The sequence below is a fragment of the Bradyrhizobium sp. WYCCWR 13022 genome (genome assembly GCF_030435535.1).
GTDB lineage: Bacteria > Pseudomonadota > Alphaproteobacteria > Rhizobiales > Xanthobacteraceae > Bradyrhizobium.
On the sequence record NZ_JAUIZJ010000009.1, the window covers coordinates 144,121 to 157,159 of the forward strand.

Below are 13,039 nucleotides of genomic sequence, written 5' to 3' on the forward strand. Positions count from 1 at the left end.
TCGCTCCCATGGCGGCCGGCGAAAAGAGGACGATGATGAGTGACGAGCAAGCCGCGGCACTGAGTCCCGAATCGGTCGTTGCGCAAATGAAGCAAAACGGCGTGTCGCATGTTGTTTGGCTGCCAGATAGCGAGACGAACTGGCTGTTCTTGAAAATGCAGGAGGAGCAATCGCTGAGCTTGGTCGGCGTCGCCCGCGAAGGGCATGCCTGCTCAATAGCGGCCGGACTTTTCGCAGGAGGAGCAAAGCCGATCGTGTTGGTGCAGAATACCGGCATGATGGAATCGGGAGATTCCATGCGCGGCTGGCTGCTCAATCTGAACGTTCCGGTCGTCTTCTTGGTTGGTTACCGCGGTTACACGCGGCACGGCGTCAATCACGATAGCGCGGCCGAATATACAGAACGCTTCCTGCTCGCTTTCGGAATCAAGTTCTACATGGTGGAAAGTAATGCGGACGCCGATCGCATCTCGCTCGCTTTCACCGAGTCTGAACTAACTCAGCGCCCAGTCGTCGTACTGATCGCCGACGAATTTCACGGTTTTAATTGAGGCGCGGGTCGATGATTTACACAAAAGATCTTGTCCACGCTTTCGCACCTCATCGCAGGAATGCGCTCGTCGTCTCGGGTCGCTCGGGTCAATATTGGTTGGACATCAGCGAAGGAGGTGCGGACCTTCCAGTCGGTGATCCTTCCATGGGCGGTCATGCCGGCTTTAGTTTTGGGCTCGCATTGGCCCAACCTGAGAAGCCGGTAGTCGTTTTCGATTCTGAGGGCGATCTACTAATGAACCTCAGCATCTTGACAACGATCGCCGAAAAGGCGCCTCGAAACTACTACTACTTCTTGATGGACAACGAATGCTATGCCACAACTGGTGGACAGCCCGTACCGAACGCGAAGAACGTTGCTTATGACCTTGTGGCTCGCGGATGTGGCATCAATCGCACTTATTTTTTCGATGATCTAGCCACATATACTGCCGCCCTGCCAGAAATCCTGGCGAAGGACGGGCCCGTCTTCGTCTGGAATAAGATCCACCCAGAAATCGAAAACCGTCCGCCAGGTCAGCGCGCGCCGTGGCGTAAGCGTAGTCCGGCAAAAGTGGTGGCCGACACACGAAAATTCCTCGGAGTGACCCGATGACTGGGCACACCCCAATAAGGCTGTTTATCGGTGGAAAATGGATCGAACGTAACGGCGCTCCGATATTGAACCCCGCAAACGAAGCCGTGCTGGGGATCGTTCCTATGGCAAGGGAGGCCGATCTTGCCGCTGCCGTCGATGCTGCAACGAACGGCTTCAACGTTTGGTCACTGACCTCAGCGGCCCGGCGATCCGAGATAATTCGTCAAGCCGCGGCGAACCTGCGTGCGAATGCCGATGTGGTGGCCCGCGATATCACTCTGGAGCAAGGCAAGCCGCTACGCGACGCGCAGACCGAAGTTCGGCGGGCATGTCAGGTGTTGGAATGGGATGCGGAAGAAGGACGCCGACTTTACGGCAGGACCATTCCGTCCGAGCCCGGGTATCGAAACACCGTGCAACTCTATCCGATTGGCCCTGTAGCGGCCTTTAGTCCTTGGAACTATCCCTTAAGTTCAGTCGCCCGGAAGGTTGGCGGTGCGCTATCGGCAGGCTGCAGTCTCGTCCTGAAAGCTTCTGAGGAAACACCGGCGGCTGCCGTGCATCTGGCGGAAGCCTTTGTGAAAGCCGGACTGCCAGATGGCGTGTTGAATTTGGTATTCGGCATTCCCGCAGATATCTCGCGCTATTTGATAGGACACCCGTCAATCAGACTGGTTGCGTTTACTGGCTCCGTTCCAGTTGGCAAGGGACTTGCCGCGCAAGCCGGAATGCATATGAAGCCCTGCATTATGGAATTGGGCGGGCATGCGCCGGTCATAATTTGTGACGATGTCGATCCGCTCGATTCAGCGAGCAGGTCGGTTGCCGCTAAAGCCAGCAACTCGGGCCAAATCTGTACATCACCGACACGCTGGTTCGTCCACGACTCCATTTATGGAGAGTTTGTCAACAACATGGGCGAGGCGGCTCGAAAAATTGAGGTCGGCAATGGCCTCGATCCGGCCACGCAGATGGGGCCCGTAGCCAATTCACGGCGCCTTGCTGCGATACAGGAACTCGTCAGCGAGGCGATCGCGAAAGGTGCCAGGCTTGTTGCCGGTGGGGAGCGCATCAAGAATAACGGCTACTATTGGCCTCTTACGGTATTGGCCGACGTGCCCGCGGATGCGCGTATTATGAAGGAAGAACCGTTTGGCCCAGTCGCACTCGTAAATTCGGTTACTTCGCTGCCAGACGCGATCAAGCGCGCCAACGAACTGCCCTATGGGCTTGCGGGTTACGCGATGACTCATTCGGCTGACTACGCCGGCTACATCGCCGACCACATGCAGGTCGGAAACCTTGCGATCAATCACTTCACGTCATCGCTGCCGGAGACGCCTTTTGGGGGAACAAAGGACTCGGGGTATGCGCGTGAGGGTGGGGCTGAGGGGTTGTTGAACTACACGATTGTACGCAGCATTTCATTCCTGGCGGGACCGCCCCGCAACTCAGTTCCTGCGCATCGTTAGAGCGGGCATACGAATGAAGCTCAAGATCGAAAACCTCTCGAAACGGTACGGTGCGTTCGACGCTTTGAAGCCGACGTCTCTCGATGTGGCCGAAGGAGAATTTCTGACTCTATTGGGCCCTTCTGGCTCCGGAAAGACGACGCTCCTAACCATGATCGCCGGACTAACCCCTCCAAACTCCGGCGAGATCTACATCAACGGTCGTCGAGCTACCAACGAGCCCGCGTTTTATCGGGATATTGGCATGGTCTTTCAGAACTATGCCTTGTTTCCTCATTTGAGTATCGCGGAAAACCTCGCATTTCCGCTGCGCATGCGGAAGATGCCGGAGGCTGATATACGCGACCGGGTAAAGTCGATGTTGGAGATCATCAGCTTACCTCACGTTGCCGAGCGTGTGCCCAAGGAGCTATCGGGTGGTCAGCAACAACGCGTGGCTCTCGCACGCGCAATGGTCTACCGGCCGTCGATCGTACTGATGGACGAACCTTTGGGCGCGCTGGATAAGAACTTGCGCGAGCAGATGCAGATCGAAATCAAGCATCTGCATAAGCGATTAAAGACGACCATCATCTACGTGACCCACGACCAAGAAGAAGCGTTGGCCATGTCAGATCGGATCTGTCTGATGAACGGTGGCGAGATCGAGCAACTGGCACCACCGAACGAAATTTACGATCGCCCCTCGACGGTCTTCGCCGCTAACTTCATCGGACAGTCCAATATCATGGCGGCTGGCGAAGTGAGCGATGCAAGCGGCAACGTGACGCCCATGCAGGCGGGAACGCGACTGATGGTTCGACCTGAATACGTTCGCGTCAACGCCGACGTCGTTCCCGCGCACCACCGGACCGAAGCGACGTTTATTGAGCGCATCAATATTGGGCCGACAACCCGGTACTTCTTCAAGTCGGCGTCCGATCGCGTCCTTTCAGCCCTTGTTCTGAATGCACAGGCTCCTCACGATATCGAGAACGGTCAACGTTGCATCTTGAGCTGGGCCGCCTCCCGGTCGGTAGAAATAAAGGATGTAGGAACGTGACAGATCGGACGACCATCCCGGGATCATGGCCGCGATCAGATCGGCGCCTACCTCTGAGCGAATTGCTAGCGCGCTGGCCGTTTCTTCAGATAGCACCGCTGCTGACGTTTCTATCCGTCGTATTTGTACTGCCTGTCGGCGGAATTCTTGTTCTCAGCCTCTTTGACGCTCACGGTGCGCTGACGCTAGAGAATTTTTCGCGAGTATTTAAGACCAATCTATACGTTAGCGTGCTCGTGCGAACGATTCAAACCGCTGCTTGGGCCACCGGGATCTGCCTGACGCTCGGTTACCCCGTTGCATATGCACTCTCCAAAGCAAATGCAGGGGTTCGAGCAGCAATCCTGACGTCCGTTCTGGTGCCGCTTTGGACTAGCTTTCTGATCCGCAATCTGTCACTGATTATTATCTTCGGTCGCCGCGGTTTGATCAACGTAACCGGCTTGAAGTTGAGCTGGCTCGATCATTCGATCGCCTTCCTCTACAACTGGAACGGCGTGATGATCGGCCTGAGCAGCTCGCTTTTGCCTTTGGCGATTATTACGATGTACTCCGTAATGGAGGGCATCGAGCCGAACTTGGAAAAAGCGGCGAGCACGCTGGGTGCCCGCCCCTCCCATGGTTTTTGGCGGGTCTATTTTCCTCTGTCGTTACCGGGAGTGGCGGCCGGCGGTATCTTGATCTTTGTGAGTGCTCTTGGGTTTTTCATCACGCCGCAGCTGCTCGGGAGTCCTCGGGAAACGATGATCGCTCAATTGATCATCGAACAAGTTACCGAGGTGTTGCACTGGAACTTCGCTGCGGCGATATCCGCCATGCTGTTGCTGGCAACACTTATTTCCTTCTTTCTGTTTGATCGGGTGGTTGGAATGCACATTCTGACCGGAGAAGAGGGCGACCAGCATCCGTCGAGACTGAACCGAATGCTCCGCCGTGGCGGAATGAAACTAATCAACGGAATTTCATGGATTACCGCCAGCTTCGGATTGGTCGCCGAAAAACTGACGGGACGGACGGTGAAGCTCAGGCAAAGGGTGAGTAGACCCATTCTGTCGATGGTTTCGCTGGCAATTGCGTTGTTCTTGATACTTCCGATCTTCTGTATCGTTCCGATTTCATTCTCTAACAGCCTTCTGTTCGGCTGGCCGCCCCAGGGTTTCTCACTCCGATGGTACACGTCGGTCCTTAGCTCACCAATCTGGGTATTGGCTTTCTGGCGATCGGTTGGCATCGCCGCCATCACCAGCTTGATGGCCATTGCCATCGCTATTCCGGCGGCACTATTTCTCGTTCGTCAAAAGACGAGGGCAAAGTTCCTGATAATTCTGCTGCTGACCATTCCGATTTTTCTGCCTCATATCATCACGGCGGTCGCGCTGTTCTACGCTTATGCCCGCTTCGGGCTGATTGGCACATGGGTCGGATTGATCATGGGGCATATGGTGTTTGCGCTGCCCTATGCCACGATGTCACTGATGGCCGTGCTCAAAAATTACAATCGTTCGTTGGACTATGCCGCATGGACGATGGGCGCGTCAAAATTCAAGACCTTCCGATATATCATGCTGCCGATCATCAAGCCTGGAGTTTATGGCGCGTTTCTTTTCGCATTCATCCAGTCGTTTGACGAAGTGACGATTTCTCTGTTTGTCACGGGAGGCAGCTTCACCACGCTTCCGAAGCAGCTATACCAACAGGCAGTGTACGGGGCGTCACCGGAGTTGGCAGCAGTGTCGACGCTACTCCTGGCGTTAATTCTCGGATTTATGCTCATAGCCAATTCCGTTGGCGGGACGTCCAGACGCGTGTAGCGCTTGCATCGGTTGGATGGGCCGACATTAGAGCCGTCAGTTCGAGGCAATGGTTAGTGAGGAGGCCAACAATGAATAGAAGGCAATTCGTCAAGATAGCTGCGCTATCCGGCGCGACTTTCCCACTACCCGCCATCGTCGGACGCGCATCGGCGGCCGGTGAGACCCTCTATGTTGCGGATGCGGGCGGTGCGTACACCGAGTCCTACAAGAAGGTTATCTATACGCCCTTTACTGCAAGCACGGGAATTGATGTCGTTCCGGTCGTTCGGCCAGCCCAAGCGCTGGCTCAGATGAAGACCATGGTGGAAACGCAGAACTATACGTTCGATGTGCATGGGGCCGCCGGTCTCGATGAAGGTGTCCGCTACGATGCTGAGGGGCTCAGCGAACGAATTGAGTTGCCGAGGTCAATATATGACGACCTTCCTGACTCCATCAGAAATGTTCCGGGCTTCTATCCGGACTCCGTTGCAGCGTTTGCGACGGTATATCGGCCGTTAGCGACAAAACGGGATCTGAAACGAGTTGCCGATATTTGGGACATGTCCATTCCGGGAGTTCGCTCGCTGCGTACTGGCGGTCGCGACAACATAGAATGGGCGCTTCGAGCGGATGGCGTTCCCGCGGGACCGGCCATTATCAATGAGCTGAAAACAAAAGCCGGGTGGGAGCGCGCATTTCGAAAATTGGATGAGATCAAACCGAAAATCCTGACTTGGTGGAGTACGGCCCCACAAAGCGCTCAGCTTCTGCAAGCTCAGGAGATCGATATTACAGCGACGTATGCGAACCGGGCTGCAACGCTGATCCGGCAAGGTGAGAACCTCAAAGTGCTTTGGAACGAAGGTTATTACACTGCCTATGGGTACGTCATCCCAAAAGGCAATCCAAAGGTCCATTTGGTGCAGAAGCTCATCGAGTTCTCATTGGATCCGAAGCGTCAAGCCGCGCTTGCTTCCGAGTTGATGCAAGGAAGCGCCTCGAAAAGTGCCTTCGAATTTATCGACAAGAAGGTGCTCGAGTACGTCCCGACGCAACCAGATAATTTCAAGCAGATGGTCCCGTTGGACGTGGCTTTTTGGGGAGAGAATCTCACGAAATCGAATGAGCTGTTCAATCAGTGGCTTGTGAAATGACGAATGATGATCGGCACTATCGGCAACGACCATCCCTTTGAACGCCCCGGGATGATTGCCTCCGACGACATTCGATGAAATCCGCGGTCGGCGTAAGTCGCTAACGGAAGGCCAGAAATGAACAGAAGAAAGTTTACTAAGACCACAATGCTGGCGGGCGCAACGTTAGCAGCACCCGCGATCATGGGTCGCGCTTCGGCAGCGGGCGAAACTCTCTACATTGCAGATGCTGGTGGCTCCGTATCTCAGATTTATAAGGAGCTCTTTTACACTCCTTTCACGGAGGCTACCGGCATCACGGTCGTTCCCGTGGTGCGAGCCGCGCAGCCGCTGCCCCAGATGCAGTCGATGGTCGACACGAAGAATTATATCTTCGATGCTTGCATTGGCGCAGGCATGGACGAAGCAGTTCGATATTTGGCTTTGGATTTGGTTGAAAAGATCACCCTTCCAAAACACCTGTATGACGACCTTCCGGTGGAGCTGAGGAACCTCGCCGGTTTTGTGCCCGACTCGATATCAGCCTATTCAACGGTTTATCGGACCTCCGCGACCGGGAAAGATCTGACTTGCGTTGCGGACATGTGGGACAAAGCGATCCCTGGCGTGCGGTCCCTCCGCAACAGCGGCCGGGACAACATCGAGTGGGCATTGCGCGCCGACGGCGTCAAGCCCGGCCAGGCCATCATAAACGAACTGAAAACAGATGCCGGTTGGATTCGGGCATTCAAGAAGCTCGATCAAATCAAACCGCGGATCGCTATGTGGTGGACGACGGCGCCGCAGAGCGCGCAGCTGTTACACAGCGGCGAAATCGACATTACCGCGACCTATGTCAACCGGGCAGCGGAGCTTATCGTGCAAGGAGAGGATCTTAAGATCCTATGGAATCAAGGCTATTACACCGCATATGGCTGGTCGATTCCGAAAGGGAATCCGAAGGTGGCGATGGTTCAGAAGCTCATCGAATTCACTCTTGATCCGAAGCGACAAGCCGCGCGTGCAGCGCGCGTCCTGAACGGAACGGCTTCGATCAGCGCCTACCAATATATCGACCCCAAGATCTTGTATTTGATCCCGACGCAGCCTGACAACTTTAAGCAGCTCGTGCCCCTCGATGTCAGCTTCTGGGGTGAAAACTTGTCCAAGTCGAATGAAATGTTCAACGCTTGGCTCATCAAATAAGAGGCTGCGACAGCCGAGCCCGCGCGCAGACGGGTCGAAAGCCTGGCGTCGTTCTCACGGACTAGGAAGCGGTGACTAATTTGAATACACGAAGCAGATCGAAGCGGGTTGGCAAGATTCAGGTCGATGTCTCCGAGAGCATGGCTCAAAAAGCAAAGTTGAGAGTGGCCTCAGGCAAGCGCGTTATCAGCCTTGCACAGGGCGAACCTGACTTCGATACGCCAGAGCACGTTCAGGAAGCGGCAATTGCGGCGATCCGAGCTGGAGAAACCCGCTATACCATCAATACGGGTACCATTCAGCTGCGCGAGGCCATCTCGCGCAAGCTGAGACGCGACAACGACTTGGAATACGGAGTCAATCAGATCGTGGTCGCTCCGGGCGCGAAACCAAGTATATATAATGCCTTCGCCGCAACCTTAAACGACGGCGACGAGGTCATTATACCTGCACCCTATTGGGTGCCGATGCCAGACATGGTGCGGCTCGCCGGCGGACAGCCGGTGATAGTCGCGTGCGGCGTCGAAAGTGACTTCAAGATGCAGCCTGGACAACTACAGGCGGCCATCACACCTCGGACGCGTTGGCTTCTTTTGAATTCGCCAAACAATCCGTCGGGATCAATTTACTCAAAGGCGGAATTGCTTTCCTTCGCCGAAATATTGCGTCGCCATCCTAACGTCCTTGCTTTGTCAGATGACATCTATGAGCACATTCGGTTTGATGGGCGGCCGTTTTACACCTTGGCGCAGATTGCGCCCGATTTGCGGGAGCGCATCCTGACGGTCAACGGCGTTTCCAAAGCATACGCCATGACGGGTTGGCGTATCGGCTATTGCGCCGGGCCGGATTGGCTGATCAGGGACATTACTCGAGTCTTGTCGCAAGCGACGGGTGGCGCATGTTCAATCGCGCAGGCTGCTGCTCTGGCCGCACTCGAAGGGCCACAAGATTTCTTAGCCCAGCGCGTAGCTGTGTTCCACCGGCGGCGAGATTTTGTCTTACCGATCATCAAGGCAATTCCAGGTCTTTCCGCCGAGCGCCCTGAGGGAGGGTTCTATATCTTTGTGAGCTGTACCGATCTGATTGGGAAAACGACGCCGGCAGGCGGCCGAATCTCGTCTGATAGCGTTCTGTGCGATTACTTACTGGCCGAGGCCGACATCGCAGTTGTACAAGGCGCGGCCTATGGCCTTTCTCCTTACTTCCGTATCTCCATCGCGTCGTCGGACGACGACTTGCGTACCGCCGTGGCAGCGATCCGCTCCGCGGTTCTAGCCTTACGCTGAACCAAATTCGAAGTATCATAATATGAACGAGATCACTTCCAGTGCCGCCGAGGCGACGCGATCACGTCCACCCGTGACCGCCTTCCTTGCTGATTGGGTTACGAAACTGCGCTTTTCCGACATCCCGACAGAGGCGGTGGAGACGACCAAGCGCGCTTTCGCAGACACGTTGTCTGTGACGCTTGCGGGCGCAGGCGAGGCGGCCGCAAGCAGGGCGCGTCAAGCTTTGGTCGATGAACCCGGCAAATCGCTGGTTATCGGCACTTCCTTGCGCACGACGGCGAGAACGGCGGCTTTTCTCAATGGTGTGGCAGCTCATGTGCACGATTTCGATGACGGCAACGCGACTATGCTTGGCCATCCATCCACTGGCATGGTTCCGGCGCTTCTTGCGCTGGCCGACGAGCGCAACGTTTCGGGCGAACAACTGATCACCGCGTATGTGGCTGGGATGGAAGTCGGCGCCAAGATTGCGCGGGCGATGACCTACCAACATAATGCCAACGGTTGGCATACGACGTCGACTTTCGGAACCTTCGCAGCGACGGCTGCATCGGCAAAGCTGTTGGGTTTGGACGCGCAGCAGACCAGAGATGCGTTGGGGATCGCCGCCTCGATGGCTTGTGGCATCCGTCAGAACTTTGGAACGTCGACCAAGCCCGTCCACGCCGGCCGTGCTGCCGAGAACGGCGTAATGGCCGCAAAGCTGGCTCTGGCTGGCATCGACGCAAGCCCGACTGCCATCGAGGGTCATGAAGGTTTCATGCACCTATTCGGTGACTTGAGTGTGATCTGTTTTGAAGACGCAATGCGCGACATGGGAGCCCCCTTTGAAGTGATGCGCATCAACGTCAAGCTATATCCGGTTTGCGCGATGGTGCTCCCGGCTCTCGACGTGCTTGTCGAAGGCCTCCGAAATAAAGAGCTTGATCTGGCAGATATAACCTCGGTGCGTTGCGGCACCAGCTATCAAACGCTTAACATCATGCGTTATGATCGGCCTGAAAGTCACTTACAGGCAAAATTTAGCTACAGCTATTGCGTGGCTGTGGCACTGCGAAAAGGCGACGTCACGCTAGCCGATTTCACTCCCGATGCGCTCAAGGATCCCGCGACGCGCAAGATAATGGAGTCGGTTGAACCTTATGTTCATCCAGACCAGAGCACGCCAGAGCTTTTCGAGCCGCTCTACAGAGCCGGAAAAGCCTTTACCGAAGTTGATGTCATGCGGCGAGACGGGAGTCTCTTTAAACGGCGCAAATCCAATTATATCGGCTCGAGCAGCGACCCCGTCAGTTGGGAACATCTGGAGCGGAAATATCGGGCGTGTACTGATGGAATGTTCGATTCCGCCAGGTCGGATCTTATTTTGACACGTTTCCAACATTTGGACAGGCTGAACCGGGTCGGTACACCAATTCTATTGGGCCTTGAAGAGCTGCAGTGACGGACAAAGTACGGGCATGTGCGCAAAGCTAGTGGTTCTTGATGCACCGAGGGTCAGTCACTGCGGTGCTTCGGCTCTGCTGCTCGATGCCGAAGGGCCACTTTCGTTGCAAACGCAGCAACGCATTTGGGCGTTGGATAGAACGGTCCGGAATTGGCAAGAGGTGACTGACGCGCAGGTGGGATTGAACAGCCTCTTAATCGTTGTCGACCCTTTGACAACGGACACCGAGCCTTTGGCGATGAGATTTTTGGCGGAATGGAATGGAACGACCGCTTGGTCCGGTAATGGCCGCACACTCGAAATCGGGATCGTTTACGGGGGAGCTGCAGGTCGGCACCTGCGCGAAGTTGCCGATCGTCTCGGAGTATCGCCGAGCAGGGTGGCTGAATTGCATTCGGCAGGCAATTACACTGTCTTTGCGCCTGGAACGGGTCCAGGCTTCGGCTTTCTCTTCGGACTGGATAGACGGCTGCACCTGCCACGCCGGCCTGAACCTCAAATGGTACCCAATGGTCCAAATTTGAGCATGGCGGGAGCGCAGACGTCTCTTGGACCGCCGTTGAAGCCGGGGGAGGAGCCTTCGCTCGTTCCAAGCGGCTGGTACGCACTCGGACATGCACCGGCATCGCCCATACCGTTCGACTTCAGCAAAACGCCGCCCAACGTTCTTGACCTGGGAGACTGCATTCGTTTCCGAATCGAACGGGTTGAGACATGATCGAAGTGCTTCAAACGCTTCCCTTGAATTCTGTGCAGGATTTGGGGCGGATAGGGCAACGTCACCATGGAATTGCCCGAACGGGAGCGGCCGACCGGGTCGCTCTATCGGTGGGCAACATCTTGCTTGGAAATTCCACTGAGGCCGCCGGAATTGAGGTCCAGATGGGTCCCATGCGGTTGCTGTTCAATCAGCAAATCATGGTTGCACTGTGTGGGGCCGATTGTCAGGCCGTTCTCAACCAACGTCAAGTCGCACCATGGTCGCGTTTCGCGGTTGCGCCGGGCGACGAGCTGGCGATTGGACCGGCACGTATGGGGCTTAGAGCCTATCTTTGTGTGCCCGGAGGCATCGACGTTCCCGAGGTGCTGGGATCCCGCAGCACCTATTTCAGGCAACGCGTTGGTGGCCTGGAAGGGCGCATGCTTCGCGTAGGCGACAAGCTAGGCGCTCTGAAAAAGAGTGCGCAGCCGCAACCCGAACTCTCCGTCTTGCCGCCCGACAACGTTCTCGAACGCGGACTTCACGCATTAGCGGAGCAGGACGATATTGTTCTCCGCGTCGTTCGTGCCGGAGAATATGATGATTTCACATCTAGGTCGCAGCAAACGTTCTGGCGTGATCCCTGGAGGGTCTCCGCTCAGAGCAATAGAATGGGCTATCGATTGGATGGCGCCGAACTGATGCGTACCGACCCCGGAGAAATGCGATCATGTCCGATCACGCCCGGGGTGATCCAGGTGCCCCCAGGCGGGCGCCCTATCGTGCAATTGGTCGACGGCAACTCTGCGGGTGGCTATCCGAAAATTGGTTACGTCATAGAAGCCGATCTCTGGCGCGTCGCCCAAGCGCGGCCAGGCAGCGTGTTCCGTTTCGTGGAATGTTCGGTAACCGAAGCGCGTAAGGCTCTATCTGAGATCGTGAAATATTTGGACAGGCTGGGTTGCCTGATAGCGACGGCCGACAACGGCGGCGTACCAGCGCGCATTTCGCGAGAAACCGAGGCAGGGATGGCGAACGATGAAAATCGATATCAATTCTGACATCGGAGAAGGGTTCGGGCGTTGGCGGCTTTGCGATGACGCCGCTCTGATGGCGCTGATTTCGTCCGCGAATGTGGCCTGCGGTTTTCACGCGGGTGATGCGGTCATCATGACCGACATGGCGGCGCAGGCGAGAGCGCGGGGAGTGGCGCTAGGAGCGCATGTCGGCCTGCCCGATCTACTAGGCTTCGGTCGTGTTCCGATGAAGATTGATCCCCACGATATGCGGAAACACGCACTTTACCAGTTGGGCGCTCTCTCGGCGATCGCCAAGGCTGAAGGTTATAAGGTGACACATGCCGGTACGCATGGCGTCTTTGGCATGATGTCGCGCGAAACACCGGAATATCTTCAGCTCATCTTCGATGCTTTCAAAGCCTATGATCCCGACATCATCGTGCCGGGAGAACCCGGCAGCCCTTGGCAAGCTTACGCGCGGAAGATCGGGTTGCGGACTGTTGGACGAATTTATGCCGACCGGGCCTACGAGGAAGACGGCTCGCTCGTTTCGCGAAAGAAGCAGGGAGCAGTCATCAACGATCTCGATCAAATCGCCGCGAGAGCAAGCCAGTTCTTGAATGACGGCACGGTGACAGCTATCACGGGAAAACGAATCAAGTTGGATGCGAAAAGCATTCTGGTTCATTCAGATACGCCTGGCTCGGTCGAGATTGCCAAGACTTTGCGCGACACGATTGAGAGAGGCGGTGGACAAGTGACGCCACTGACAGAGCTTGTCGAATAGAACAGCGTTCATCGCG

Annotated in this window: 12 protein-coding genes; all 12 read left to right on the top strand. The window is 56.0% G+C overall.

Annotation, left to right across the window (positions count from 1 at the left end; genetic code table 11):
- Window positions 1-35: 35 nt before the first annotated feature.
- The 12 genes from QY049_RS15080 to QY049_RS15130 all read left to right on the top strand — a co-directional run bounded on the left by QY049_RS15080 (window position 36) and on the right by QY049_RS15130 (window position 13,023).
- Window positions 36-551: a thiamine pyrophosphate-binding protein gene (locus tag QY049_RS15080; protein ID WP_164933841.1), complete on the top strand. Its 516-nt coding sequence runs from the start codon at window positions 36-38 to the stop codon at window positions 549-551.
- Window positions 552-562: 11 nt separating this feature from the next.
- Window positions 563-1,147 (top strand): thiamine pyrophosphate-dependent enzyme, encoded by a 585-nt coding sequence (locus tag QY049_RS15085; RefSeq protein ID WP_128929626.1) that lies wholly within the window; start codon window positions 563-565, stop codon window positions 1,145-1,147.
- Entirely contained in the window at window positions 1,144-2,601 is a 1,458-nt protein-coding gene (locus QY049_RS15090; protein ID WP_128955180.1) for an NAD-dependent succinate-semialdehyde dehydrogenase, read from the top strand. The genes QY049_RS15085 and QY049_RS15090 overlap by 4 nt, the downstream gene beginning before the upstream one ends.
- A gap of 13 nt (window positions 2,602-2,614) precedes the next feature.
- Window positions 2,615-3,643, top strand: coding sequence for an ABC transporter ATP-binding protein (locus QY049_RS15095; RefSeq protein ID WP_128955179.1), 1,029 nt, complete (start codon window positions 2,615-2,617; stop codon window positions 3,641-3,643).
- Window positions 3,640-5,454, top strand: coding sequence for an ABC transporter permease subunit (locus QY049_RS15100; protein ID WP_164933842.1), 1,815 nt, complete (start codon window positions 3,640-3,642; stop codon window positions 5,452-5,454). Before QY049_RS15095 ends, QY049_RS15100 begins: the two co-directional genes overlap by 4 nt.
- Window positions 5,455-5,525: 71 nt before the next feature.
- Entirely contained in the window at window positions 5,526-6,593 is a 1,068-nt protein-coding gene (locus tag QY049_RS15105) for an extracellular solute-binding protein (RefSeq protein WP_128929622.1), read from the top strand.
- Between the two features lie 117 nt (window positions 6,594-6,710).
- Entirely contained in the window at window positions 6,711-7,778 is a 1,068-nt protein-coding gene (locus QY049_RS15110) for an extracellular solute-binding protein (protein WP_128929621.1), read from the top strand.
- Between the two features lie 71 nt (window positions 7,779-7,849).
- Window positions 7,850-9,067, top strand: coding sequence for a pyridoxal phosphate-dependent aminotransferase (locus QY049_RS15115; protein ID WP_128929620.1), 1,218 nt, complete (start codon window positions 7,850-7,852; stop codon window positions 9,065-9,067).
- A 22-nt stretch (window positions 9,068-9,089) separates the two neighbouring features.
- On the top strand, window positions 9,090-10,514 hold the full coding sequence (locus tag QY049_RS15120) for an MmgE/PrpD family protein (protein ID WP_128929619.1): 1,425 nt from the start codon (window positions 9,090-9,092) through the stop codon (window positions 10,512-10,514).
- Window positions 10,515-10,530: 16 nt separating this feature from the next.
- The gene (locus tag QY049_RS39020) at window positions 10,531-11,235 is read left to right on the top strand and encodes a carboxyltransferase domain-containing protein (RefSeq protein WP_128929618.1); all 705 of its coding nucleotides are present in this window, start codon (window positions 10,531-10,533) and stop codon (window positions 11,233-11,235) included.
- Window positions 11,232-12,278, top strand: coding sequence for a biotin-dependent carboxyltransferase family protein (locus tag QY049_RS15125; protein ID WP_128929617.1), 1,047 nt, complete (start codon window positions 11,232-11,234; stop codon window positions 12,276-12,278). The genes QY049_RS39020 and QY049_RS15125 overlap by 4 nt, the downstream gene beginning before the upstream one ends.
- A complete protein-coding gene (locus QY049_RS15130) occupies window positions 12,256-13,023 on the top strand; it encodes a LamB/YcsF family protein (RefSeq protein ID WP_128929616.1) in 768 nt (255 codons plus the stop codon). Before QY049_RS15125 ends, QY049_RS15130 begins: the two co-directional genes overlap by 23 nt.
- The last annotated feature ends 16 nt before the right edge of the window (window positions 13,024-13,039 follow it).

Coding starts and splice junctions, on each gene's coding strand:
- QY049_RS15105 (WP_128929622.1), top strand. CDS start 5,526: ATGAATAGAAGGCAATTCGTCAAGATAGCTGCGCTATCCGGCGCGACT.
- QY049_RS15090 (WP_128955180.1), top strand. CDS start 1,144: ATGACTGGGCACACCCCAATAAGGCTGTTTATCGGTGGAAAATGGATC.
- QY049_RS15085 (WP_128929626.1), top strand. CDS start 563: ATGATTTACACAAAAGATCTTGTCCACGCTTTCGCACCTCATCGCAGG.
- QY049_RS15130 (WP_128929616.1), top strand. CDS start 12,256: ATGAAAATCGATATCAATTCTGACATCGGAGAAGGGTTCGGGCGTTGG.
- QY049_RS15110 (WP_128929621.1), top strand. CDS start 6,711: ATGAACAGAAGAAAGTTTACTAAGACCACAATGCTGGCGGGCGCAACG.
- QY049_RS15120 (WP_128929619.1), top strand. CDS start 9,090: ATGAACGAGATCACTTCCAGTGCCGCCGAGGCGACGCGATCACGTCCA.
- QY049_RS39020 (WP_128929618.1), top strand. CDS start 10,531: ATGTGCGCAAAGCTAGTGGTTCTTGATGCACCGAGGGTCAGTCACTGC.
- QY049_RS15125 (WP_128929617.1), top strand. CDS start 11,232: ATGATCGAAGTGCTTCAAACGCTTCCCTTGAATTCTGTGCAGGATTTG.
- QY049_RS15080 (WP_164933841.1), top strand. CDS start 36: ATGAGTGACGAGCAAGCCGCGGCACTGAGTCCCGAATCGGTCGTTGCG.
- QY049_RS15095 (WP_128955179.1), top strand. CDS start 2,615: ATGAAGCTCAAGATCGAAAACCTCTCGAAACGGTACGGTGCGTTCGAC.